This is a genomic window from Saccharopolyspora karakumensis, from assembly GCF_004349225.1.
In the GTDB taxonomy this organism is placed as follows: Bacteria; Actinomycetota; Actinomycetes; order Mycobacteriales; family Pseudonocardiaceae; genus Saccharopolyspora; species Saccharopolyspora endophytica.
The window spans coordinates 1-22,439 of the sequence record NZ_SMLA01000067.1; the positions used below are offsets into that span (position 1 = coordinate 1).

A 22,439-nucleotide genomic window follows, 5' to 3' on the forward strand; every position below is an offset into this window, starting at 1 on the left:
GCGGTGGGGGACGTCGTTGTTCCGCGGTGGGTGGCGGGGCGCAAACCCCGGGTCGATGCGGTTGTGGCCTTCGTTACCTGCGACAATGACCGGACCGCACTGCGATGGCCAAGGAGGTCGGCGACCACGTGTCCGGTTCCGCAAGCAACAGCGCCAACGGGCCTGTTCTCGTTGTCGACTACGGCGCCCAGTACGCCCAGCTGATCGCTCGGCGCGTGCGCGAGGCGCAGGTCTACTCCGAGGTCGTGCCGCACGACACCCCGGTGTCCGAGATCGCCGCCCGCAATCCCGCGGCGATCGTCCTCTCCGGCGGCCCCTCCAGCGTCTACGCCGACGGTGCGCCGCAGGTGGATCCCGAGCTGTTCAACGCCGGGATCCCGGTGTTCGGCATCTGCTACGGCTTCCAGGCGATGACCGCCGCGCTCGGCGGCACCGTCGAGCACACCGGCACCCGCGAGTACGGCCGCACCGAGGTCGAGATCAGCGGTGACGGCGGCCGGCTGCACAACGACCTGCCCGGCCACCACCCGGTGTGGATGAGCCACGGCGACTCGGTCAGCAAGGCCCCCGAGGGCTTCCAGGTCACCGCGGGCACCAAGGACACCCCGGTCGCCGCGTACGAGAACGTCGAGCGCCGGCTGGCCGGCGTGCAGTACCACCCCGAGGTCGTGCACTCCCCCCACGGCCAGGAGGTCCTGCGCCGCTTCCTGCACGAGATCGCCGGGGTCCGCCCGCAGTGGACCACCTCGTCCATCGTCGACGACACCGTCGCCGCGATCCGCGAGCAGGTCGGCGACCGCCGCGCGATTTGCGCCCTGTCCGGCGGCGTGGACTCCGCCGTCGCCGCCGCGCTCGTGCAGCGCGCCATCGGTGACCAGCTGACCTGCGTGTTCGTCGACCACGGTCTGCTGCGCTCGGGCGAGCGGGCGCAGGTCGAGCGGGACTTCGTCGCCGCCACCGGCGTCCGGCTGGTGACCATCGACGCCGTCGACCGGTTCATGGGCGCGCTCGCCGGGGTCACCGACCCCGAGGAGAAGCGCAAGATCATCGGTCGCGAGTTCATCCGCGTCTTCGAGCAGGCCGCCCGCGACCTGCAGGCCGAAGCCGGAGCCGAGGGCGACCACATCGACTTCCTGGTGCAGGGCACCCTCTACCCGGACGTCGTGGAGTCCGGCGGCGGTTCCGGCGCGGCCAACATCAAGAGCCACCACAACGTCGGCGGGCTTCCCGAAGACCTGCAGTTCTCGCTGGTCGAGCCGCTGCGCGCGCTGTTCAAGGACGAGGTCCGCCGGGTCGGCCTGGAACTGGGCCTGCCCGAGACGATCGTGCACCGGCAGCCGTTCCCCGGCCCCGGCCTGGGCATTCGCATCATCGGTGAGGTCACCCCGGGCCGGCTGGAGACGCTGCGCGCCGCCGACGCCATCGCCCGCGAGGAGCTCACCGCCGCCGGTCTCGACCGCGACATCTGGCAGTGCCCGGTGGTGCTGCTGGCCGACGTCCGCTCCGTCGGCGTTCAAGGCGACGGCCGCACCTACGGCCACCCGGTCGTGCTGCGGCCGGTGTCCAGCGAGGACGCGATGACCGCGGACTGGACCCGGTTGCCCTACGACGTCCTGGAGCAGATCTCCACCCGCATCACCAACGAGGTTTCCGACGTGAACCGGGTGACGCTCGACGTCACGTCCAAGCCCCCGGGCACCATCGAGTGGGAATGAGCTGAAAAGGTCCCTCTGGCCAGGTCAGAGGGACCTTTCTCGCGCGGCCCTGGATTTTCGATCAGGCGCATGCGGCGGAGCCGCGAGGCGTGATGACCACCCTCGCAGCTCGCACCGCCGCGGGTTCTGACACGTCTTCTGGGGAGGACAGCCGTAGCGCCGTGCATTGGTCACATCAGTCTCGGATCCCGGAGCCAGAAGGGCGTGTCAGGTTCCGCTACCCGCACCGCCTAGCAAGATGAGTGGTGAATCCACTCCCTGCCTCACTGCTCGACCTTGACCCAGTCGACGAGGTAGCGGGCCGTGCCTGCCTTGACCTTGTCGACGCTCTCCTGGGGGAGGCCCGGGTAGGGCTCGGTGACGCCGTTGACGCCCTGCGGGTACTGGCCGCCCAGGGCGAAGTTCAGGATCATGAACTGCGGGTCGTCGAAGACCCAGGTCCAGCCGTTGGCGTCGAACTCGGCCTTGGTGACCTGGTAGGTCTGGGTGTCGTCGAGGAAGAAGGTGAAGCCCTCCGGCGTCCAGTCCACCCGGTAGGTGTGCCAGTCGGCCGGGTCCTTGCCCTCGAAGTTCTGCTGGTGGGTGATCGGCGTGTTGCCGTTGTACTCGGGGCCGTGCATGGCCGAGCTCGTCCACGGCTCGCCGACGTGCTCCATCACGTCGACCTCGCCGCACGCCGGCCACGGCTCGCCCTCGTTGATGCTGGTGCCCAGCGACCAGAAGGCGGGCCACAGGCCCGAGGCCGTGGCGTTCTCCGGCAGCTTGATGCGCGCGGAGTAGCTGCCGTAGGTGAACTCGTACTTGTCCTCGGTCTTCACCCGGCCCGACACGAAGTCGTAGGTGCCGCCGTCGGGCGCCTGGAAGCCCTGCTTGAAGCGCGGGTGCAGCGCCAAGGCGCCGTTCTGGGCACCGGTGCCGCCGTCGTGGTCGATGTAGATCGTCTCGGGCGAGTCGACGTACGCCTGCTGCTCGTTGTTGACGGTGCCGAAGTTCTCGCCCGTCACCTCGACCTGCCACTTCGAGCGGTCGAGCTCGCTACCGGAGAAGTCGTCGAAGAAGACCTCGGCGCGCGGCTTGACGTCCTCGTGCGCCTCGCTCGGGTGCGCCGCTGCGGCGGACGGGAGCGAGACGAACAGGGCGAGCACGGCACCGCCTGCGAGCACGCGGTTCCTGGTCATGGCAGCTCCTTGCGGGGATTGTGGGGAGCAACGCTGTTCGGATCGATCAAGACCGCAGTATCAGCAGACCGGCACCGCACCCGGGGGGTGTTGGCGAGTTTTGGAAGAGTGCAGATCGGCGTTCGGAGCAGGAACGGGAAAAATTCCCGGAGAAGTTCACCCATGGCCGCGAAAAACGCGGCACAACTGGGAATCTCAGTCGCTGCGCTTGCGCAGTGAGATGACCAGCAGCACGATCCCCACGAGCACCGCGGCGCCGGCCAGGATCCACTGCAACTGGCTCTCCAGGTCGAGCGCGACCGCGGCCGCGATGATCGCCGAGATGGTGCCCGCGATCAGCAGGATCGGGTCGGGCCCTTCGTAGGGCTTGCTCTCGTCAGTCACGGATGACCTCCACGTTTCCGGTGCCCGCCGTCGCGGTGAGCACGATTTCGCCGCCGCCGGGCCCATCCGGTCCCTGGTCGGTGATCGCCTGGTGCAGGTTCCGGCCGTTGGCGTACCGGTTCAGGCAGTCGACCTCGCCCACGTCGGCCCCGCACTCCGCCCGGACGTCCACAGTGGAGGGAACGCGGATCTGGACGTGGCCCGCGCCCACGTGGGCGCCGGTGCGCACGACCTGACCGCTGCTGATCTGCAGCTGGGACAGGTCGAGGTCGATCGTCCCGGCGGAGCGCTCGTAGCTCGGCGACACCTCCGAGATCGAGGCGGGGGAGAACCGCACGTCGCCGACGCCGAAGTCCGCGACGTCCACGTCGCTGATCCGGTCCTGGTGCACCACCGAGGCGAGCAGGGCGATCATCGTCAGCGGCACGGCGATCACGATCGGCCAGCGGCCCACGTGCAGGAACGCGCCGATCACCATCGCCGCGCCCAGCAGCCCGAGCGCGGTCGCCAGCACGAAGTAGGTCGGTGCGCCCAGCGACGCGACGACCGTCGTGCACACGAACACGACCAGCAGCGCGGCCGGGTTGTACCAGCGGAAGCGCCGGTGCTCGGGTTCCGGCGGCTCGGGCTCGTGCGGTTCAGGGAGGTCCCACGCGAACGGCGCGGCCCCCAGCGGGTCCCACGCGGGCGGGGTCTGCTGCTGCGCGGTCACACCCGGGTAGACCCAGGTGTTCTCGCCGGTCGGCGTGGCCTGGGGCGGTGGGTTCTCGGTCCCGGTGACCTGGCGGTCGCCCTGGTTGCGGTGCAGGAAGTACAGCGCGATCGGGCCCGCGGCCAGCCCCAGCACCGCCATCGAGTTGATCATCCACAGCATGCCGGGGAACAGCAGGACCACCAGCACGGCCGCGATCCAGGTCCGGGTGGGTTCGCGGCTCGGCGTCGTCTGGCCGGGCAGCGGCGCGGCCTCCTTCGGGAACAGCAGCCAGCCCAGCATGTACAGGACGATGCCGGCGCCGCCGTAGCAGGTGAGCACCACGAACGAGACGCGCACGAGGATAGGGTCGACGCCGTAGCGCCGTCCGATCGCCGCTGACACGCCCGCCACCTTGCTCCCGGCGGTCGGGCGGACGGGCCGGGTGGCCCAGAAGTCGCGCACGGTGGCCTCGACACCACCTGCTTGCTGCGTGCTGTTCATACCGACCACTATCCGATCCGGCGCCGTTCGCGGGAATCGGGGACGCCCCTGAGTGCGACCCGGAACCGGCCCGTTTCCGGGTTTGTCAGGGCAGTCCCTGATGCCTGGCGGCCCTCGACCGTGTGACCATCGATGACGTGATGGCCCCCGACGAGAAGACCCCGCGCGCTCAGCACAAGGTGAACCCGCTGCGGACCGACCGGCTGAACGTCGTGAGTCCCTCCGCCGACGAGGTGCACCCCGCGCACCCGCCGCTGCGCCGGACACGCGACGGGCGGCTGCTGGCCGGGGTGTGCGCGGGCGTGGCCGAGCACCTGGGCGTCCGGGTGCTGTGGGTGCGGATGACCTTCGCGATCCTCTCGGCCCTGGGCGGCGCCGGAATCCTCGCCTACGCGCTGCTGTGGGTGTTCGTCCCGCAGGGCGGCGGCTCGCGCCCGGCGACGAGGCAGGAGTGGCAGCAGGGCTTCGGGATCGTGCTGCTCGGCGTCGGTGCGCTGGTCGCCTTCGGCGCCGTGCTGTCGATGCCGGCCTGGCTGACCGTGCCGCTGGTCGTCGCCCTGGTGGGCGCGGCCGTGGTGTGGCGGGAGGCCGACGACTCGCAACGCCGCCGCTGGCGGCAGGGAGCCCGCTCCGGGGTCGCGGGCGCCCTGCTGGGATCGGGTGCGCGCAGCGCCTGGATCCGCGTCCTGTCCGGCGCGGTGCTGGTGGTGCTCGGCATGGCGCTGCTCGTCGGCAGCACGACCTCGCTGGACGCGCTGCCGACCGGGCTGCTCGCCTCCGGCGCCACGCTGGTCGGCGTCGCCGTGCTCACCGTGCCCTGGTGGGTGCGCCTGGTGCGCGACCTCAACGTGGAGCGCGCCAGTCGCATCCGCTCCCAGGAGCGCGCCGAGATCGCCGCGCACCTGCACGATTCGGTGCTGCAGACGCTGGCGCTGATCCAGAAGCAGGCCGATTCCGAGCGCGAGGTCCGCAGGCTCGCCCGCGGGCAGGAGCGCGAGCTGCGCGGCTGGCTCTACGGCCCGGACGGCTACGGAGCCGAGACCGAGGTGACCAGCAAGGGGACCTTCGCCGCCGAGGTGGCGCGGATCTGCGGTGAGGTGGAGGACCACTTCGCGATCACCGTGCAGCAGGTCGTCGTCGGGGACTGCGAGGTCGACGACCGGCTCACCGCCCAGCTCAACGCGGCCCGGGAGGCGCTGGTCAACGCGGCCAAGCACGCCGGGGTCAGCGAGGTCAGCGCCTACGCGGAGGTCGAACCCGACCTGGTGTCGGTGTTCGTGCGCGACCGCGGCGCCGGGTTCGACCCGGACGCCGTTCCCGACGACCGGCACGGCCTGGCCGATTCGATCCGAGGTCGCGTGCAGCGGCACGGCGGGAAGGTCAAGGTGCGCACCTCGCCCGGTCAGGGGACCGAGGTGGCCATGGAAATGCCCAGGTCGGCGGCGTGAAGCGTAGCCTGCCAGGGGAAACGACGTTGCGGAGGATGTTGTGACCGGTGAAGCCACCGAGGAGTCCCGCCCGGTCCGGGTGTTCCTCGTCGACGACCACGCGCTGTTCCGCGCCGGGGTGCGCGCCGAGCTCGCCGCCGCCGACGCCGTCGAAGTGGTCGGCGAAGCGGGCTCGGTCGCCGAGGCCGTGGCCGGGATCGGCCACTACCGGCCCGAGGTGGTGCTGCTCGACGTCCACATGCCCGACGGCGGCGGTGCCGAAGTCCTCCGGCAGGTCCGCGCCCAGTCCGGTGACGACAGGAGCGAGATCGTCTTCCTGGCCCTGTCGGTCTCCGACGCGGCCGAGGACGTCATAGCGGTCATCCGGGGCGGCGCCCGCGGTTACGTCACCAAGACCATCTCCGGGCGCGAGCTGGTGGACGCGATCTCCCGGGTCAAGGCCGGGGACGCGGTGTTCTCGCCGCGCCTGGCCGGTTTCGTCCTCGACGCCTTCTCCGAGGGCCCGAACGCGGCACCCGTCGGTGACCCCGAGCTGGACCTGCTCACCCGGCGGGAGCGGGAGGTCCTGCGCCTGCTGGCGCGCGGCTACGCCTACAAGGAGATCGCCTCCGAGCTGTTCATCTCGGTCAAGACCGTGGAAACCCACGTCTCCAGCGTGCTGCGCAAGACCCAGCTCTCCAACCGCTACGAACTCTCCCGCTGGGCCTCAGACCGGCGTCTCGTCTGAGAGGACTCGTTCTGCATGGCGGTGCAGGTTGCGAGGGCGGTCTTCACGGCTCGCGGCTGCGCCGCTCGCAGGTCGTTCTCCCCGTGGACCGAGCTCGAATCACTTCATGGGGTGGTTCGTGGCCAGGTCTGCGTAGAGGTGGGAGGCTCGGTTGGCGGCCGTCCAGAGGCGGGTGGCGATCGACGGGCCTGAGCTCTTGCGGTGGGTCAGGGCGATGCCGAGCAGGACCACGGCCATGCCGAGCAGGACGCGGAACGGGAGTTGCTCGCCGAGCAGGAGCCAGCCGAGCAGCACCGAGAAGATCGGCATGATGTAGGTGACGGTGGAAGCCGTGGTGGCCCCTTCGTCGCCGATGAGCCGGTAGTTGAGCGCGAAGCCGATGCCCGTGCCGACGACGCCGAGGGCGAGGACCGCCAGCAGCGCCACCGGGTCCCAGTGCACCATCCGCAGCCCGTCGATCGGCAGCGCGAGCAGCGAGAACCCGATCGCGGCGGTGAGCTGCATGGTCGCCAGGGCCAGCGGCGGTACGCCCCGCCCGGTGATGAACCATCCTGTGTAGACGAATCCGATGCCGTAGCTCGCCGACGCGGCGACGCACGCGAGCACGCCCCAGCCGAGCATCGCGCCGCCCTGCCAGGGGGCGAAGATGACCAGCACGCCGAGGAATCCGATCAGCAGCCCCGCGGCGCGACGCGGTGGCAGGGCCTCACGCCCGGCCAGCAGCCCGAACAGAACGGTCCACAGTGGAGTCGTCGCGTTGAGGACGCCGGCCAGTCCGGACTCGACGCTCTGCTCGCCGACGGCCAGCAGCACCCACGGCAGCGCGTTGGCGAACACGGCGGCGACGGCGATGTGCCGCCACAGGTTCCGGTCGCCCGGGATGCGCAGGCCGCGCACCGCGCAGATGGCCAGCAGGGTCAGCGCGCCCAGCACGATGCGGCCCAGCGCGATCTGCGTCGGCGACAGCGCTTCGAGGCCGAGCTTGATCAGCAGGAAGCTCGCTCCCCAGAAGAGCGCGAGCGCGCCCAGTCGCAGATAGCTGGTCGGGTTGTTCATGGCCGCTCCCCAGTGCCGTCGTGTTGGTGAGACCAGCTTGCAAAAGCCGAGGAGTAAGGACAAGCGAATTAATCTCAACTAACCGTTAAGAAATGCTGTAGTATCGGCGGCGTGCTCGACGTCAGGCGGATGCAGGTCCTGCGCGCGGTGGTCACCAGCGGTTCGGTGAGCGCCGCCGCGTCCAACCTCGGGTTCACCCCTTCGGCCATCAGCCAGCAGCTGTCCACCCTGGAGAAGGAGGCCGGGACCCCGCTGCTGGAGAAGGCAGGCCGCGGCCTGCGCCCCACCCCGGCGGGCACGCTGCTGGCGGAGCGGGCGGGGCAGATCTCCGAGGTGCTCAACGAGACCGAGGTCGAGCTCGCCGACATCCGCGCGGGCCGGACCGGGCTGCTGCGCGTGCGGTTCTTCACCACCGCGGCCGTCGGCCTGATCCCGCAGGCGGTCGCCAAGTTCCGCGCCGAACATCCCGAGGTGCAGCTGGACCTGCAGCTGCAGGAGGAGGGCCTGCTCGACGACGTCGTCGCCGGCGAGGCGGACCTCGCGGTCATCGTGCTCGGCGACGCGGTGCCGCAGCGGCACGGCGTGCGGCTGGTGCACCTGGCCGACGACCCGTACCGCGTGGTGCTGCCCCGCTCCCACCCGCAGGTCGAGCAGGACAGCGTCGACATGGCGAAGATGGCCGACGACTCCTGGATCAACAGCGCGGTGACCAGCGGCGGGATCTGCTCGCGGCTGCTCCTCGACGCCTACGCCAGCGCTGGTTTCACCCCGCGCGTCGCGCTGGAGACCGACAGCACCTACTCCGCGCAGAGCTTCGTCGCGGCGGGCCTGGGCGTCGCCCTGGTGCCGCAGCTGGGGCTGAACGTGGTGCACCCGGACGTGGAGATCCGCCCGGTCACCAACCCGGAGCCGGTCCGCCGCCTCCACGTCGCCGTCCGCGAAGCCGTCGCCGACCTGCCCGCTGCGCGGTCATTGATCGACTGCCTGACCGAGATCGCGGCCTGATCAGGTCCGGTTGTCGGTGTTGATCAGGGCGTCGCCGTCGGTGTTGGCGACCATGCCGAGGACGTGCATCTCGGTGCTCTTCTTGCCGTCCTTGGTGAACTGCAGGGTGACCACGACGTTGGCGCCGGACTGCACCGGCTCACCGATGATCTTGACGTCGTCGATCTGCTTCCAGAACGCCTGGTAGCGCTCCTTGCCCTGCGACTGGAGGCTCGGCCCGAGCAGCTCCCAGGCTTCGTCGAGGTCCTTGGGCACCAGCTTGTAGTACTTCTTGACCGTGGAGACCAGCTCTTCCTTGGTCACCTGCTTGTTCGTGCTCGTCGCGCTCGACGTCGGGGCGTGACTGCTCGTCGGTGCCGGCGACTTCGTGGTCGTCGGCGTGGCCGAGCTCGTCGGTGCGGGCGGCGCAGCCGGCGGCGGCACGGGGGCGGACGACGGAGCGCCCTGGTTCTGCGAGCCGGAGCCGAAGGCGTTCGCGGCGAGCACGCCCACCAGGATCGCCACCACGATCGCCACGATCCACAGCGCGACCTGCTTGCCACCGCGACGCGGCGGAGCAGCGGCGGCCACCGGACCGGCGGCGCCCACGCGGGTGGGCGGGTTCGCGCCGCCGCCCATGCCGCCCTGGTACGCCATCGTCGGACCGGCACCGTGCTGGGCCGGGGCGGGAGCCTGCTGCTGGCGCTGCCAGCCCGCGCCGGCACCCGGAGCCGCGCTGGGCACCGGACGGCCGTCGAGCACGGCCTGCAGCAGGTCGCGGGTGTGCGCCATCGTCGGCCGGTCGACCGGGTCCGGGCACAGCATCTGCATCAGCACCGGGGTCATCGGCCCGGCCTGGCGCGGCGGCTCGAACTGGCCGCGCGCGACCCGGTGCAGCAGGCTGATCGCGTTCTCGTCGGTGCCGAACGGCGGGCCGCCCTCGATCGCCGCGTACAGCGTCGAGCCCAGCGAGAACACGTCCGAAGCGGGTGCCGGGTCGCGGCCCAGCGCCACCTCCGGCGCCAGGTAGGCGGGAGTGCCGGCGAGGATGCCGCTCTTGGTGACCGCGACGTCGCCGATGGCGCGCGAGATGCCGAAGTCGGTGATCTTGGCGAGGTCGTTCTCGCCGAGCAGGATGTTGCCCGGCTTGAGGTCGCGGTGGACGATGCCGGCCATGTGCGCGGCGGCGAGCGCCCCGGCCACCTGGACGGCGATGCGCGCCACCCGCATCGGCGGCTGCACGCCCTGCTCGTCGATGACCGCGGCCAGGCTCGTCGAGGGCAGGTACTCCATGACCAGCACCGGCTGGCCCTCGTCCTCGGCCACGTCGAACACCACGATGGCGTTCTGGTGCTGGAGGCGGGCGGCGATGCGGCCTTCGCGCATCGACCGCTGACGTGCTTCCTCGGTTTCTTCGGGGGTGTAACCGGGCTGCAGCAGCAGTTGCTTGACGGCGATCGTGCGGTGGAGGCGCTCGTCCACGGCCTTCCACACCACGCCCATGGCGCCGCTACCGATCTTTTGCTGCAAGCGGTACCGGCCCGCGATCAAACGACCTTCGGCGCTCACCGGTGTCTCCTGGTACTGGCTCGCCCGACGGGGCTCGCCTGTCTAAGGACTGCCTGATTTTTCGTTTGCACTGAGGCGGAACGACTCCCCGCTGCCGGCTTCACCCGACGGTGTCACGCCCGCAACCACGTTACTGGGCCACGCCTTCCGGGCGGCACCGGGGCCGAAATGCGCCTGCGGCCGGGGCGCTCACCTGTCGATGAGCACTCCGGCCGCGAAACGTCGACCTTGATCAGGTCTACCTCACTGCGTGGTGACGCTACCGCTGGGGCTCGTGCTGGTCCGGGTCGGACGCTGCGAGGTCGGCGCGTCGTCGCTCGACGTCGGCTGACTGGGAGTGGACGTCGGTTCCTCGGCGGAGGTGGGAGTCTCCTCGGACGAGCTCTGCGTCTCCCGCGTGGAGGTGCGGGTCTGCTTGGTGCTCGTCTCCTCCTCGGTGGTGGTCTCCGGCGGCGGGGGCGGGACCTGCGGGGCCTCCGTCTGCTGGTTGGCGGGCCGCTGCGGCGGCGGTTCCGGACCGCGCAGCGCCGAGGTCACCAGCACCGCGATCACCGCGACAGCGACCAGCGCGATCGCCGAGATGATCACCGGGCGCTTGCTGCGCCGGGGCTCCTCGTAGGCGGCCGAGTCGGCACGCGTGTCGGCGCCCATGTAGGACGTGGCGTCCTCGTAGGGCCGCTCGGAGTACGGGTCGTCCTCGTAGTAGGCGACCGTGGTGCCCGCTGCGGCGCCCGAGCCCATCACGCTCGTCGCGTTGTCCGGGGCCTCCGGTGCCAGCGCGGGCGGGATCGGTGCGGCCATCGTCGGGATGGAGTTCACCGAGCCGCCGTCGGCCACGGCCTGCAGCATCTCGCGGGACTGCGCCATGTCCGGCCGGTCCTGCACGCGCGCGGCCATCATCGCCATCAGCGGCTGGGCCATCGGACCCGCCTGCTGCGGCGGCTCGATCTTGCCCGCGGCCACGGCGTGCAGCAGCGCCAGCGTGTTCTCGTTGAGGCCGAACGGCGGGTGGCCCTCGATGGCGGCGTAGAGCGTGGCTCCGAGGGAGAACACGTCCGAGGCCGGGGTCGGCTCCTGGCCCATCGCCACGTCCGGCGACAGGTAGGCGGGCGTCCCGGCGAGCATGCCGGTCTTGGTGACCTGCACGTCGCCCTGGGCCCGCGAGATGCCGAAGTCGGTGATCTTCACCTGGCCGTTGTCGCCGAGCAGGATGTTGCCCGGCTTGATATCGCGGTGCACCACGCCCGCGGCGTGCGCGGCACCGAGAGCCGACGCGACCTCCGCACCGATCCGCGCGACCTCGCGCGGCGGCAGCGGGCCGTGGTCGGACATCATCGCTGCCAGGCTCGTCGACGGCAGGTACTCCATGACGAGGACCGGTTGCCCCTCGTCCTCGGCCACGTCGTACACCGAGATCGCGTTCGAGTGCTGGAGCCGGGCCGCGATCCGGCCCTCTCGCATTGCCCGTTGCCGCGCTTCCTCGGCTTCTCCCGGATCAAGACCGGGCTGCAACAGCAACTGCTTGACCGCAACGGTGCGGTGCAGGCGCTCGTCAACACACTCCCACACCACGCCCATCGCGCCACTGCCGATGCGTCGCTGCACCCGGTAGCGTCCGGCGACCAGGCGACCTTCGTCGCTCACCGACGTCTCCCCGTACTGCTATCGATGCCCAGCGGCGGCCGCACCCCGGGAATCCCGGACGTTGCCCCACCGAACACCGGCGGATTAGGCGGACCGGCTTTGGCCCCCCACAAGTACACGTTCAAAGCACGACTCGGGTTGCTACCGAACCGCGATACGGCAGCCTAGCCGACGCCGTGTGGGCGTAGGTCCGAAGTCGAAAAGATCGGTAGGACCGGTTTCGAGGCTACCCCGCCCGGGCCGGAGGCCGCGGTGGCCCGGACCCGTCTCACAGGCGTTTTCGCTGGTGGTCCGGTTCCGGGCCGTCGGGCGCTCCGGGTTCGTGACCCTCAGCACCTATCGGCTCACGTCACGGTACCGGCGGTGGTGGTCCCGACGGGACCGGGTCGGCGGGGGTGTGGGTCGTTGCCGCATTGTTGTGCTCATCTGCCCGGCTGGAACTGCCGTGCGCTGCGCAACTCGGCGGAGACGATGCGCGGCAGCGGCCCCGGCGAGACGTGCAGGTGCTGGTCCAGCACCACCTCGCGGCGGTCCGGGTAGACCGCCTTCACCTGGGCGTGCACCGAACCGTCCGGCTCCATCCGCAGGCCGGTGAGCTCCACCGAGTCGACCGCGCTCCACGCCCGGGTGAGCTCCGTCGGCTGCCCGAGCTCGGGGGCGAGCAGCTCACCGATGCGCTCCGGGGAGTCCTGCGCGCGACCGTAGAAGTCCTCGACGAGGCCCAGGGTGGTGCTCGCGCTGCCCGCTGCGGGGTTGGCCAGGTGGGCGTCGTCCGGCTCGTCGGCGGAGGCGTTGCCGCCGCTCTCCGCGGCCGCGGAGAAGCCGCCGTTGCCGCCGAACGGCCAGGTCGCTTCGAGCACCAGGTCGGGGCGCAGCGCGGGGAGTCCGCTGATCGCGGCGGCGGAGTGGGTGGGACGGGGGAGCTGCGCGGGCTTGGCCATGATCAGCGCGGCGGCCCCGGCGGCGGAGATCAGCAGCAGCACGCCGAGCGCGGTGAGCACCACCAGCCCGCCCTGCGGACTGCGGGTGGGCGCGGCGTCGGAGCCGGCGAGCTCGTCGGCCAGGCCGGCCTGCTCGGGGGTCTGCGGGCCGCGCCGGATCAACTCGGCGACCGTGACGGTGTCGTCGAAGGTCGTGCGCTCCCTGGCGTGCTCCACGGCGTGAAGAGGTACCCGCCTTCCGTTCGAATGGGAAGGTCTTTCAGATAGATCACCGGAAGGGATGGCCCCGAAGATCACGAACGGATCAGTGGAACACGGTCCGTGGTCAGGAGATCTGCTCGTCCGACGAGATCATCGGGGTCTCGGCCATCTCGTAGCGCAGCACGCGGCGCTCCACGCGCTCCGAGCCGTCCGGCAAGGTCAGCCGCAGGGTGTGCGCGGTGCTCGTCGGCGTCACGTAGACCTGCAGCACCTCGACCCGCGTCGCGTAGGAGTAGCGGGCCGCGAAGGACTCGTAGCCCTCGGCGCGCAGCGGACCGGTGGTCATCGCGTACGCGCCGGGCAGGTCGCCGCTGGAGATCGCGCCGTAGTACTGCTCGCTGGCGCGCTGCATCCCCTCGGTGTCGGTCAGCTGCAACAGCTGCGGTGCCTCGGTGGTGGGCGGCCTGCTCGAGCCGGGAGGTGTTCCCGTGCCGGGTGCTCCGGTGCCGGGCGTGCCGGACTCCTCGTCGTCGCCGGGCTCGTCACCGGCGGGCTCGCCGGGCGCGGTCGGCCCCGACGTCCCGGTCGGCAGCACCCCCGCGGCCAGCTGGTTCGGACTTCCCGGCGGCCTGGCGGTGCTGCTCGCGACCGACGGCCGCGTCGGGTCACCGGTCAGGAAGTAGGGGTCGCGGGTCAGCGGTGGGTACGCGCCGCCGCGCGGCATGCTCGGCAGCTCCAGGCCCTCGATGCGGGGCGTGTGGTGGGACACCAGCGTCGTGGCGAACACCAGGCCGCCCAGCGCGGCCACCGATGAGGCGATCGCGAACCACGCCGCGCGGCGCCAGCTCGGAGGCGGGGTGACCGAGGCGGGCACCATGCCGAGGTCGAACTTGTGCAACCCGCCCACGGGTGCGGTGTCGGTCAGCGGATCGATCACCACGCGGGGCGAGGACTCCTCGGGCCCGGTCCGCTGCGGTGGGATCTGCGCCCGCGCAGCGCTGGTGTCGGTCCTGCGGTGCCGGCCGGGGGCCGGGTTCTGCGCTGCGGACGGTGTGGGTGTCGGTGCCGGCGGCGGCCAATCGAGTCGGCCGCTCCAGCCGATGGTTCTGCCGCTGTGCATCGGAGGTCTCGACTTTCTGCAACCCGCAAGTGGTTCACGGCGCGCTTCGCGTCGGAGAGATCGGTACTCCGAACGGCGCTCTTGATGCACCGAACGGGTGATATCACCGCACGACCACTCGAACGAACGTCACCGAAAGGCGGACCGAAGATGCGGACGCGGCCACGAGCTGCACGGCTGCGCGCCACCGGCGCCGCTGAGCCGGGCGGGTTCAGGACCGAACGGTCAGAAGTCTCCCTTGCGGAAGCGGCTCTGCGTGCTCTGGAGCGCCTTGAGCGAGCCGGCGCCGCCGCCGAGGCCGAGCAGGGTCGCGAAGACGTCCGCACCCGTGGAATCGCCGCTGCTGATCAGCAGCGCCAGCAGCGTCACGCCCAGGCCGACGCCGGCGATCGGGTAGCGCTTCTTGGCGAAGTCCGCAGCCGGTTGCCCGCCCGGGCGCTTCTTCGCAGCAGAGGTCAGCATCGCCAGATAGCCGGCGTGCCCCGCGGCCGCGATCACCGCGGCGAGCGTCACCATGAGTGCGACCAGACCGATAACCATGCCCATGCCACCAGTCTGCTCCTTGACGAGGCCTGTCCGATATGGGGGATCCCCCTGATTTGCCGATCGGTTCGAAAAGGTTGTGGATCTCCTCTGGTTCGAGACCGTCGTCACGCCTAGGTTCTGTCGCTATGAGCGAGCGAACGGGTCTCGATCTGAACGGCAAGCGGGTCCTGGTCACCGGGGCCGCGAGCGGCATCGGAGCCGCTCTCACCAGGCGATTCGTCGCGGCAGGAGCCGAGGTGGTCGCCGCCGACAAGGCCGCTGACGCGGTCTCCGCGCTCGCCGACGAGCTGGGGGCGACGGCCCGGGTGGTCGATCTCGCCGATCCCGGCGACGCCGACGACCTCGGCGACGGCGCCGACGTCGTGGTCAACAACGCCGGGTTCCAGCACGTCGCGCCGGTGCAGGAGTTCCCGCCGGAGGTCTTCGCCGCGATCCTGCGCGTGATGGTCGAATCGCCGTTCCGCATCGTGCGGTCCGCGCTGCCGGGCATGTACCAGCGCGGTTGGGGCCGGATCATCAACATCTCGTCGGTGCACGGGCTGCGCGCCTCGCCGTTCAAGAGCGCCTACGTCACCGCCAAGCACGCGCTCGAGGGCCTGTCCAAGACGATCGCGCTGGAGGGGGCTCCGCACGGCGTCACCTCGAACTGCCTGTGCCCGGGGTTCGTGCGCACGCCGCTGGTGGAGCGCCAGGTCGCCGAGCAGGCCCGACTGCACCGGGTGCCCGAGGCGCAGGTCACCGAGGACGTGCTGCTGGCCCGCACCCCGGTCAAGCGGCTGGTCGAACCCGAGGAGGTCGCCGAGCTCGCGGCCTGGCTGTGCGGGCCGGGCACCACGTCGATCACCGGAGCCTCGCTGTCCGTGGACGGCGGCTGGACGGCGAACTGACCAGTCAAGTCCCGAGGTGAACACCGGCCCGTCAAGGAGGACGCAGCCATGACCACCGAGTCCGCACCCAGCAGATCGTCGACCACCCGCGTGGTGGTGGCGAGCCTCGTCGGCACCACCGTCGAGTGGTACGACTTCTTCCTCTACGGATCGGCCGCCGCGCTGGTGTTCAACCAGCTGTTCTTCCCGGCGGGCGATCCCTTGATGGGCACCCTGCTCGCGTTCATCACCTACGCGGTCGGCTTCGTCGCCCGGCCGCTGGGCGGGCTGGTCTTCGGCCACTACGGCGACCGGATCGGCCGGAAGAAGCTGCTGGTGCTCAGCCTGGTGATGATGGGTGGCGCGACGTTCGCGATCGGCCTGCTGCCCACCTACCAGTCGGTGGGCGTGCTGGCTCCGCTGCTGCTCACCGCGCTGCGGTTGATCCAGGGCTTCGCGATCGGCGGTGAGTGGGGCGGTGCGGTGCTCATCGTTTCCGAGCACGGCTCCAGCGAGCGCCGCGGCTTCTGGGCGTCGTGGCCGCAGGCCGGGGTGCCGCTGGGCAACGTCTTCGGCACCGCGGTGCTGGCGGTGCTGGCAGCGGTGCAGTCCGACGAGGCGTTCCTGGCCTGGGGCTGGCGGGTCGCGTTCTTGCTCTCCGGCGTGCTGGTGCTGATCGGGCTGTGGGTGCGGCTGGCCGTCGCCGAGTCGCCGGTGTTCTTGGAAGCGCAGCGCAAAGCGGAGGAGAGCGGCGCCGAGCAGAAGCCGCCGATCCTGGAGGTGCTGAGCCGCTACCGCAGCGAGGTGCTCACGGCGATGGGCGCCCGGTTCGCCGAGAACGTCGTCTACTACGTGCTGACCTCGTTCGTGCTCACCTACGTGGCCACGTTCCTGGACCTGCCGCGCGGGGTCGCGCTCAACGCGGCGCTGATCGCCTCGGTGCTGCACTTCATCAGCATCCCGATCTGGGGCGCGCTGTCCGACCGGTTCGGCAGACGGCCGATCTACCTGCTGGGCACGGTGGGCACGGGCGTGTGGGCGTTCTTCTTCTTCACGATGCTCGACACCAAGTCGTTCTGGGTGATCACCTTCGCGACCACCGTCGGCCTGGTGTTCCACGGCGCGATGTACGGGCCGCAGGCGGCGTTCTTCGCGGAGCTGTTCGGCACCCGGGTCCGCTACTCGGGCGCGTCGATCGGCTACCAGCTGGCGTCGATCGTGGCCGGTTCGCTGGCGCCGATCATCGCGACGGCGCTGCTGGCCGCGTTCGACTCCTCGCTGCCGATCTCGATCTACGTGGGGCTGTGCTCGGTGGTCACCCTGATCGCGGTGTTCCGCGCACCGGAGACCCGGGAGCGCGACCTCGCCGCCGACCACGCGGTGTGACGCCGACCGCGGGCGCCTTCGACCAGGCCGAAGGCGCCCGCGGCGCACGTCAGGAGTGGCCCAGCCGGCCTCGGCCGAGGCGGAGCAGGATCATGGCGATCTCGCGTCCCTCCGGGCCGAGCTCGCGGTAGCGGGCGAGCACGTCCATCTCGCGGTTGTAGACGATGCGCGGGCCGCCCGCGGCCATGCGGGCCTGGCCGACCTGCTGGGAGACCTCGGCCCGGCGCTTGATCAGGCGCAGGATCTCGGCGTCGAGGTAGTCGATCTCTTCGCGGAAGTTGCTGATGGCCTCTGCAGCCCGTTCAGTCGAGGGCTTCTCGGACTGCGGTTGGTCACCGTCCACAGTGGCGTTCATCGGACGTAATCCTCCGGATCCGGCCCCGTTCCCGTCCCGGAACGCGAAACGCCCCGAGTCCGAGGACCCCGGGGCGTCGTAGTGGTTTTCGAGCTCACGCAGCTACGGGCGCCGGAGTCCCGGGCCCGTAGAAAAACTCGTACTGCTGCGCTCGCACACCACCAGTCTGCCACAACCCCCGACCCCGATCCACTGCTTGGTCACCCCGTCCCACCTGCTGGACGTATTCCGCGGCGGAGTCGTTCCTCCTCACCTCACGTGGGCAAATCGCACCGCGGCGTGTCAGGTTCCGCTACCCGCACCGCTACGCGAAGTGAGCTCACACGGAAAAATTCTGTCCGGGCGGTTCGGTAACGTGGTTCGACGATGAGCACCCCTCTCGATCTCGAATGGCAGGGCGACGAGCCCGTGCAGTCCTCCGCCTCGCGCGGCCGGTCCGGGCCCGACCCGGAGGCGCTGCTGGCTGGGCTCAACCCGCAGCAGCGCGATGCCGTGACGCACACCGGCTCGCCGCTGCTGGTGGTGGCCGGCGCCGGATCGGGCAAGACCCGGGTGCTGACCAACCGCATCGCCCACCTGCTGGCCAGCGGTGCGCACCCCGGCCAGATCATGGCCATCACCTTCACCAACAAGGCCGCGGCCGAGATGAAGGAGCGCGTCGCCGACCTGGTCGGCCGCCGGGCCAACGTGATGTGGGTGTCGACGTTCCACTCGATGTGCGTGCGGGTGCTGCGCCGCGAGGCCAAGACGCTCGGCATGTCGTCGAACTTCTCGATCTACGACTCCGACGACTCCAAGCGGCTGATCACCATGATCGCCCGCGAGCAGGACCTGGACTCCAAGCGCTACCCGGCGCGGACGCTGTCGATCAACATCTCGAACCTGAAGAACGAGCTGATCACGCCGGAGGACGCGGCGCAGCAGGCGGGCAACGACGTGGAGCGCAAGGTCGCCCAGGTCTACGCCGCCTACCAGCGCAGGCTCGTCGAGTCCAACGCGATGGACTTCGACGACCTGATCATGCGCGCGGTCGAGCTGCTGCAGCAGCACCCGGCGGTCGCCGAGTACTACCGCCGCCGCTTCCGCCACGTGCTCGTCGACGAGTACCAGGACACCAACCACGCGCAGTACGCGCTGGTCAGGGAGCTGGTCGGCACCGGCCCCACCGAGAGCGGCGTGGAACCGGCGGAGCTGTGCGTGGTCGGTGACGCCGACCAGTCGATCTACGCGTTCCGCGGCGCCACGATCCGCAACATCGAGGAGTTCGAGCGCGACTACCCGCAGGCCCGCAGCATCCTGCTGGAGCAGAACTACCGGTCCACGCAGACGATCCTGTCGGCCGCCAACGCCGTGATCCGGCGCAACCCGAACCGGCGCGACAAGCGGCTGTGGAGCGACGCGGGCGACGGCGAGCCGATCGTCGGCTACGTCGCCGACAACGAGCACGACGAGGCCGCCTTCGTCGCCGGTGAGATCGACAAGCTCGTCGATCAGGGCGAGGCCACGTTCAACGACATCGCGGTCTTCTACCGCACCAACAACCAGTCGCGCGTGTTCGAGGAGGTGTTCATCCGCCTCGGCCTGCCGTACCGGGTCGTCGGCGGTGTCCGCTTCTACGAGCGCCGCGAGGTCCGCGACGCCCTCGCCTACCTGCGGGTCCTGGACAACCCGGACGACACGGTGAGCCTGCGCCGCATCCTCAACGTGCCCAAGCGCGGGATCGGCGACCGCGCGGAGGCCGTGGTCGCGGTGCACGCCGAGCAGGAGCGGATCTCCTTCGGCACCGCCCTGCGCCGCGCCGCCGCCGGTGAGGTCCCGCTGCTCAACACGCGCGCCCGCAACGCGATCTCCGGTTTCGTCGAGCTGCTCGACGAGCTGCACAAGGTCGCCGCGGACCACGACGTCGCCGAGACCCTCGACACGGTCCTGGAGCGCACCGGCTACCGGGGCGAGCTGGAGGCCAGCGACGATCCGCAGGACGCGACGCGGCTGGAGAACCTGACCGAGCTGACCACCGTCGCCCGCGAGTTCACCGAGGCCCGCGCGGGAGCGCCGCTGCCCGCCGACGCCGAGGTCTCGCCGTCGGCGGAGGCCGTGGTGTCCGGTGTGGCGCCCGCGGCGGAGGACGACGCGGACGACGTCCTCGAAGACCCGCTGGCCGACGACTCGCTGGCGGCGTTCCTGGAGCGGGTCTCCCTGGTCGCCGACGCCGACTCGCTGCCCGAGACCGGCGACGGCCTGGTCACCCTGATGACCCTGCACACCGCCAAGGGCCTGGAGTTCCCGGTGGTGTTCTCCGGCGGCTGGGAGGACGGCGTCTTCCCGCACAACCGAGCGCTGGGCGATCCGACCGAGCTCGCCGAGGAGCGGCGACTGGCCTACGTCGGCATCACCCGGGCTCGCCAGCGGCTCTACCTGTCGCGCGCCATGATGCGCTCGGCGTGGGGGCAGCCGATGACGAACCCCGCCTCGCGGTTCCTCACCGAGATCCCCGAGGAGCTGATGCACTGGCGCCGCATCGAGCCCGAGCGCGCCGCCCCGCAGGTCCGCAGCACCTGGGGCAGCCGAGGCGGTTTCGACCGCACCGGCGGCGACTCGGCTCAGGCGGGCCTTGCCGAGCGGGGGATGCGCAGCACCAGCATGAAGGGCTGGAAGGACACGGTCGCCCTCAAGCTCGAAGCGGGAGACAAGGTCACCCACGACAAGTACGGGCTCGGCACGGTGGTCGCCACCGACGGCGAAGGACCCCGGGCCACGGCCACCATCGACTTCGGCACGGCGGGCACGGTCAAGCTCATGCTCATCGGCAGCGTCCCCCTCACCAAGCTCTGACCTCGTCTCCGCCGATCAGGCGCCCGGTGGGCACCAGCCGGTTTCGACCAGGGAGCGGGCCGGGGTGAACAGCGGGCCGGGGAGGGCGTGCCAGGGCTGCCAGGTCCAGGACTCGACCTTGTCGGGTTCGAGGACCTGGGGTTCGCCGTCGGCGGTGATCAGGTGGTGCAGGGTGACGTAGTGCAGGCCCTCGTCGTCGAAGACGTCGCTGGTCCAGGAGATCGTCGTGATGTCGACGGCGAGCAGCCCGGTCTCCTCGGCGAGCTCCCGGGCGGCGGCGTCCTCCGGCGCTTCGCCCGGGTCGACCTTGCCGCCGGGGAAGGACCACTCGCCGGCGCCGTGGGCGCCCTTCCGCCTCCCCAGCAGCACCGCTCCGTCGCGCACCACGACGGCGCTGGTCCCCACGAACGGCCCGCGAATCTCCGGAACACCCATGGCGGCCATCCTCCTCGCCGCGGTCGGCACCCGGCCACCGAATTTCCGCGTGCCGCTGGCGGATCAGGTCACGGTGCCAGGTCGCTGGGGTGCGGGGTCGTAATCGCCTGCGGCGGTGGTGCGTTGGAGGCGGGTGGCGGCGGTGAGGACGTCGTGGTGCGAGGTGTAGAGGGCGTTGACGCCGAAGCGGAGGATGTCGGGCGCCCGCATGTCGGCGACGACGCCCTGCGCGGCCAGGGCCTGGATGAGGCCGTAGGCGTGCGGGTGCCGCAGCGAGAACTGGCTGGCGCGGATCTCGGGTTCGGCCGGGGTGACCGCGCCCGACCGCCCCGGACGTGCGGCGCCGGAAGCGCCGGGAAAGCCGGGGTGAATGATCGGGAAAATGCGTTCGCGCGTTCCGGGAATCGCGATGGCGTTCGCGGGATCCCGTTGCGGCGTGAACCTTGTCCGAGCGCGACTCGGCCGGTCAAGACCGGAGATGAGGGGAGAAATATCCGTTCTAGGAAAACACCTAGAATGTTTCCGCACGACCAGTGATCCAGCCCATTCGCATTTCCCCGCGGTACCGCCGGAACGCGCAGCGCCCGGAGGCTGCACGGGGGTGCAGAACCGGCGTGAAGCCGCTGTGCGCAGCTGTGACGGTGATCTTGCCGTGCGTTCGAAGTGGCCTGCGTCATGACTCGCGGAGGTGCGGCGCGAGCGCGACCCTGGGGAAATCCCTAGCATCTGCGGCCCGTGTCTTGATTTCTGCTCGGCGTCCCGACTTTTCTGGTCCCGGCCCTGCCGGATTTCGGTCGAAGTGCGGGGAAAACGCGTGTTGAGGAACGTTGTTCGTTCTCCCGGAACAATGGGGGCGGCGAGGCTTCTCCTGGACGCCGAGCGCACCACCGCCCTGCGCGCGTTCGCCCGCGCGGCGGGAGTGTCGGCGCACGGGCTGATCAGCGCGGCCTTGCTGTCCGTCGCGCGCGCCCGCCTCGGCGGCGACGCCCCGCGCGTGCTCGGCTGCCTGTCCCCGGTCGACCTGCGCTCCCGGCTCGTCCCGCCGGTGCCGCCCACCGAGATGGTCGCGGCCGTGGCCACCCACCTGCACGCGCTGCCGGTGGCGGCGAACCCGGAACCCGTTGCGCTGGCGGGGGAGATCACCGAGCACCTGCGCGCCGCGATCGCCCGCGGCGAGCACTTCCACGACATGCGGATCACCCCGGAGGTCCCGCGCAACCCCGCTCTGCAGATGGCCACGGTGATCGCGACGAACATGGGCGCGGTCTCCGGTCCCCGCCTGCCCGCCGGGCTGGAGCTGACCGACGTGCGCCTCGTGCCCGGTCGGGAGCACTACTTCCCGCAGGCCGGCCGCAGCCCGCTGATGGCGTGCGTCGTGACCTTCGACGGGCGGCTGGCCGTCGAGCTGCCGCACCACACCGCCTGCTTCAGCGCGGAGTTCATGCGCGCGTTCCGCGACGACCTCCGCTCCGCGCTGCCGTCGCTGTCCGCACCGCACGAGCTCCCCGCCTGAGCGCACCCGACCGGTTTCCCCCGAGGAGCGAGCCTCCGAGATGAAGACCGCGCACGAACCGAATCCCGTCCTCGCGCTGCCAAGCGCTTCAACGACGGCACGACGTACTCGCCGGTGGAAGCCCACCACGACTCGAACCCGCTGGACCGGGTGCACATCAACGACGTCCTGGAGCGGCTGTCGACCCCGCACCGGGAGGTGCTGACCCTGCGGGCGTGGGGGCTCAACGAGGAGGAGATGGCCGAAACCCTGCACCTGCCCGTCGGCACGGTCCGCTCCCGCCTCCACCGAGCCCGCCGCTGCTTCCAGGAAGCCTGGTACCCCTCAGCGGCCTGACGGACCGC

The 22,439-nt window shown here is 70.8% G+C and carries 21 protein-coding genes; 9 read left to right on the forward strand and 12 right to left on the reverse strand.

All coding sequences use genetic code 11. The features are described 5' to 3' along the window. The first annotated feature begins 104 nt into the window (after nt 1-104). A complete protein-coding gene (gene guaA, locus E1202_RS27605) occupies nt 105-1,715 on the forward strand; it encodes a glutamine-hydrolyzing GMP synthase (RefSeq protein ID WP_132686259.1) in 1,611 nt (536 codons plus the stop codon). A gap of 263 nt (nt 1,716-1,978) precedes the next feature. On the opposite strand, the gene E1202_RS27610 is transcribed toward guaA, so the two are convergent. From E1202_RS27610 to E1202_RS27620, 3 genes are all read right to left on the reverse strand, one after another. Continuing rightward, entirely contained in the window at nt 1,979-2,893 is a 915-nt protein-coding gene (locus tag E1202_RS27610) for a glycoside hydrolase family 16 protein (RefSeq protein WP_132686260.1), read from the reverse strand. Nucleotides 2,894-3,088: 195 nt separating this feature from the next. After that, on the reverse strand, nt 3,089-3,277 hold the full coding sequence (locus E1202_RS27615; protein WP_132686261.1) for a hypothetical protein: 189 nt from the start codon (nt 3,275-3,277) through the stop codon (nt 3,089-3,091). Next, entirely contained in the window at nt 3,270-4,472 is a 1,203-nt protein-coding gene (locus E1202_RS27620; RefSeq protein ID WP_132686262.1) for a PspC domain-containing protein, read from the reverse strand. The genes E1202_RS27615 and E1202_RS27620 overlap by 8 nt, the downstream gene beginning before the upstream one ends. A gap of 122 nt (nt 4,473-4,594) precedes the next feature. Here E1202_RS27620 and E1202_RS27625 point away from each other — a divergent pair, with 122 nt between their 5' ends. Together E1202_RS27625 and E1202_RS27630 are read left to right on the forward strand one after the other, a co-directional pair. Further along, nucleotides 4,595-5,920, forward strand: a complete 1,326-nt coding sequence (locus E1202_RS27625) for an ATP-binding protein (protein ID WP_235879062.1) — start codon at nt 4,595-4,597, stop codon at nt 5,918-5,920. A gap of 40 nt (nt 5,921-5,960) precedes the next feature. After that, nucleotides 5,961-6,647: a response regulator gene (locus tag E1202_RS27630; RefSeq protein ID WP_132686263.1), complete on the forward strand. Its 687-nt coding sequence runs from the start codon at nt 5,961-5,963 to the stop codon at nt 6,645-6,647. Nucleotides 6,648-6,746: 99 nt separating this feature from the next. On the opposite strand, the gene E1202_RS27635 is transcribed toward E1202_RS27630, so the two are convergent. Further along, a complete protein-coding gene (locus tag E1202_RS27635; RefSeq protein ID WP_132686264.1) occupies nt 6,747-7,703 on the reverse strand; it encodes a DMT family transporter in 957 nt (318 codons plus the stop codon). A gap of 111 nt (nt 7,704-7,814) precedes the next feature. Between E1202_RS27635 and E1202_RS27640 the strand changes: the two genes are divergently transcribed. After that, nucleotides 7,815-8,708 carry a LysR family transcriptional regulator gene (locus tag E1202_RS27640; RefSeq protein ID WP_132686265.1) on the forward strand — a complete coding sequence of 298 codons (894 nt, stop codon included), beginning with the start codon at nt 7,815-7,817 and terminating at the stop codon, nt 8,706-8,708. On the opposite strand, the gene E1202_RS27645 is transcribed toward E1202_RS27640, so the two are convergent. The 5 genes from E1202_RS27645 to E1202_RS27665 all read right to left on the reverse strand — a co-directional run bounded on the left by E1202_RS27645 (nt 8,709) and on the right by E1202_RS27665 (nt 14,708). Continuing rightward, nucleotides 8,709-10,256, reverse strand: coding sequence for a serine/threonine-protein kinase (locus tag E1202_RS27645; protein WP_132686266.1), 1,548 nt, complete (start codon nt 10,254-10,256; stop codon nt 8,709-8,711). A 243-nt stretch (nt 10,257-10,499) separates the two neighbouring features. Next, nucleotides 10,500-11,900 (reverse strand): serine/threonine-protein kinase, encoded by a 1,401-nt coding sequence (locus tag E1202_RS27650; RefSeq protein ID WP_132686267.1) that lies wholly within the window; start codon nt 11,898-11,900, stop codon nt 10,500-10,502. Nucleotides 11,901-12,322: 422 nt separating this feature from the next. After that, nucleotides 12,323-13,057, reverse strand: a complete 735-nt coding sequence (locus E1202_RS27655) for a hypothetical protein (RefSeq protein ID WP_132686268.1) — start codon at nt 13,055-13,057, stop codon at nt 12,323-12,325. Nucleotides 13,058-13,166: 109 nt separating this feature from the next. After that, complete coding sequence (locus E1202_RS27660; protein ID WP_132686269.1) at nt 13,167-14,162, reverse strand: hypothetical protein; 996 nt, start codon at nt 14,160-14,162, stop codon at nt 13,167-13,169. A 225-nt stretch (nt 14,163-14,387) separates the two neighbouring features. After that, nucleotides 14,388-14,708: a hypothetical protein gene (locus E1202_RS27665; protein ID WP_408007487.1), complete on the reverse strand. Its 321-nt coding sequence runs from the start codon at nt 14,706-14,708 to the stop codon at nt 14,388-14,390. Between the two features lie 125 nt (nt 14,709-14,833). On the opposite strand from E1202_RS27665, the gene E1202_RS27670 reads away from it, so the two are divergent. Both E1202_RS27670 and E1202_RS27675 read left to right on the forward strand, forming a co-directional pair. Then, nucleotides 14,834-15,595: a 3-hydroxybutyrate dehydrogenase gene (locus E1202_RS27670; RefSeq protein WP_132686270.1), complete on the forward strand. Its 762-nt coding sequence runs from the start codon at nt 14,834-14,836 to the stop codon at nt 15,593-15,595. Between the two features lie 48 nt (nt 15,596-15,643). Next, nucleotides 15,644-16,960 carry an MFS transporter gene (locus E1202_RS27675; protein WP_132686271.1) on the forward strand — a complete coding sequence of 439 codons (1,317 nt, stop codon included), beginning with the start codon at nt 15,644-15,646 and terminating at the stop codon, nt 16,958-16,960. Nucleotides 16,961-17,009: 49 nt separating this feature from the next. Here the strand turns inward: E1202_RS27675 and E1202_RS27680 are convergent, their stop codons facing one another. After that, entirely contained in the window at nt 17,010-17,315 is a 306-nt protein-coding gene (locus tag E1202_RS27680; protein ID WP_132678198.1) for a chorismate mutase, read from the reverse strand. A gap of 366 nt (nt 17,316-17,681) precedes the next feature. On the opposite strand from E1202_RS27680, the gene E1202_RS27685 reads away from it, so the two are divergent. Beyond that, on the forward strand, nt 17,682-20,147 hold the full coding sequence (locus E1202_RS27685) for a UvrD-helicase domain-containing protein (RefSeq protein ID WP_132686272.1): 2,466 nt from the start codon (nt 17,682-17,684) through the stop codon (nt 20,145-20,147). A gap of 15 nt (nt 20,148-20,162) precedes the next feature. On the opposite strand, the gene E1202_RS27690 is transcribed toward E1202_RS27685, so the two are convergent. Together E1202_RS27690 and E1202_RS31915 are read right to left on the reverse strand one after the other, a co-directional pair. After that, a complete protein-coding gene (locus E1202_RS27690; protein WP_132686273.1) occupies nt 20,163-20,582 on the reverse strand; it encodes a nucleotide triphosphate diphosphatase NUDT15 in 420 nt (139 codons plus the stop codon). A gap of 63 nt (nt 20,583-20,645) precedes the next feature. After that, entirely contained in the window at nt 20,646-21,110 is a 465-nt protein-coding gene (locus E1202_RS31915) for a kynureninase/PvdN C-terminal domain-containing protein (protein WP_207918948.1), read from the reverse strand. A gap of 319 nt (nt 21,111-21,429) precedes the next feature. On the opposite strand from E1202_RS31915, the gene E1202_RS27700 reads away from it, so the two are divergent. Next, entirely contained in the window at nt 21,430-22,095 is a 666-nt protein-coding gene (locus E1202_RS27700; RefSeq protein WP_132686274.1) for a phthiocerol/phthiodiolone dimycocerosyl transferase family protein, read from the forward strand. A gap of 114 nt (nt 22,096-22,209) precedes the next feature. After that, nucleotides 22,210-22,431, forward strand: a complete 222-nt coding sequence (locus E1202_RS32425) for a sigma factor-like helix-turn-helix DNA-binding protein (protein WP_207918949.1) — start codon at nt 22,210-22,212, stop codon at nt 22,429-22,431. Nucleotides 22,432-22,439 lie beyond the last annotated feature (8 nt).

Excerpts from the sequence above, each read along its gene's own strand:
- guaA (WP_132686259.1), top strand. The coding sequence starts at position 105 with ATGGCCAAGGAGGTCGGCGACCACGTGTCCGGTTCCGCAAGCAACAGC.
- E1202_RS27610 (WP_132686260.1), bottom strand. The coding sequence starts at position 2,893 with ATGACCAGGAACCGCGTGCTCGCAGGCGGTGCCGTGCTCGCCCTGTTC.
- E1202_RS27620 (WP_132686262.1), bottom strand. The coding sequence starts at position 4,472 with ATGAACAGCACGCAGCAAGCAGGTGGTGTCGAGGCCACCGTGCGCGAC.
- E1202_RS27635 (WP_132686264.1), bottom strand. The coding sequence starts at position 7,703 with ATGAACAACCCGACCAGCTATCTGCGACTGGGCGCGCTCGCGCTCTTC.
- E1202_RS27660 (WP_132686269.1), bottom strand. The coding sequence starts at position 14,162 with ATGCACAGCGGCAGAACCATCGGCTGGAGCGGCCGACTCGATTGGCCG.
- E1202_RS27665 (WP_408007487.1), bottom strand. The coding sequence starts at position 14,708 with ATGGGCATGGTTATCGGTCTGGTCGCACTCATGGTGACGCTCGCCGCG.
- E1202_RS27670 (WP_132686270.1), top strand. The coding sequence starts at position 14,834 with ATGAGCGAGCGAACGGGTCTCGATCTGAACGGCAAGCGGGTCCTGGTC.
- E1202_RS27675 (WP_132686271.1), top strand. The coding sequence starts at position 15,644 with ATGACCACCGAGTCCGCACCCAGCAGATCGTCGACCACCCGCGTGGTG.
- E1202_RS27680 (WP_132678198.1), bottom strand. The coding sequence starts at position 17,315 with ATGAACGCCACTGTGGACGGTGACCAACCGCAGTCCGAGAAGCCCTCG.
- E1202_RS27685 (WP_132686272.1), top strand. The coding sequence starts at position 17,682 with ATGAGCACCCCTCTCGATCTCGAATGGCAGGGCGACGAGCCCGTGCAG.
- E1202_RS27690 (WP_132686273.1), bottom strand. The coding sequence starts at position 20,582 with ATGGGTGTTCCGGAGATTCGCGGGCCGTTCGTGGGGACCAGCGCCGTC.
- E1202_RS27700 (WP_132686274.1), top strand. The coding sequence starts at position 21,430 with ATGGGGGCGGCGAGGCTTCTCCTGGACGCCGAGCGCACCACCGCCCTG.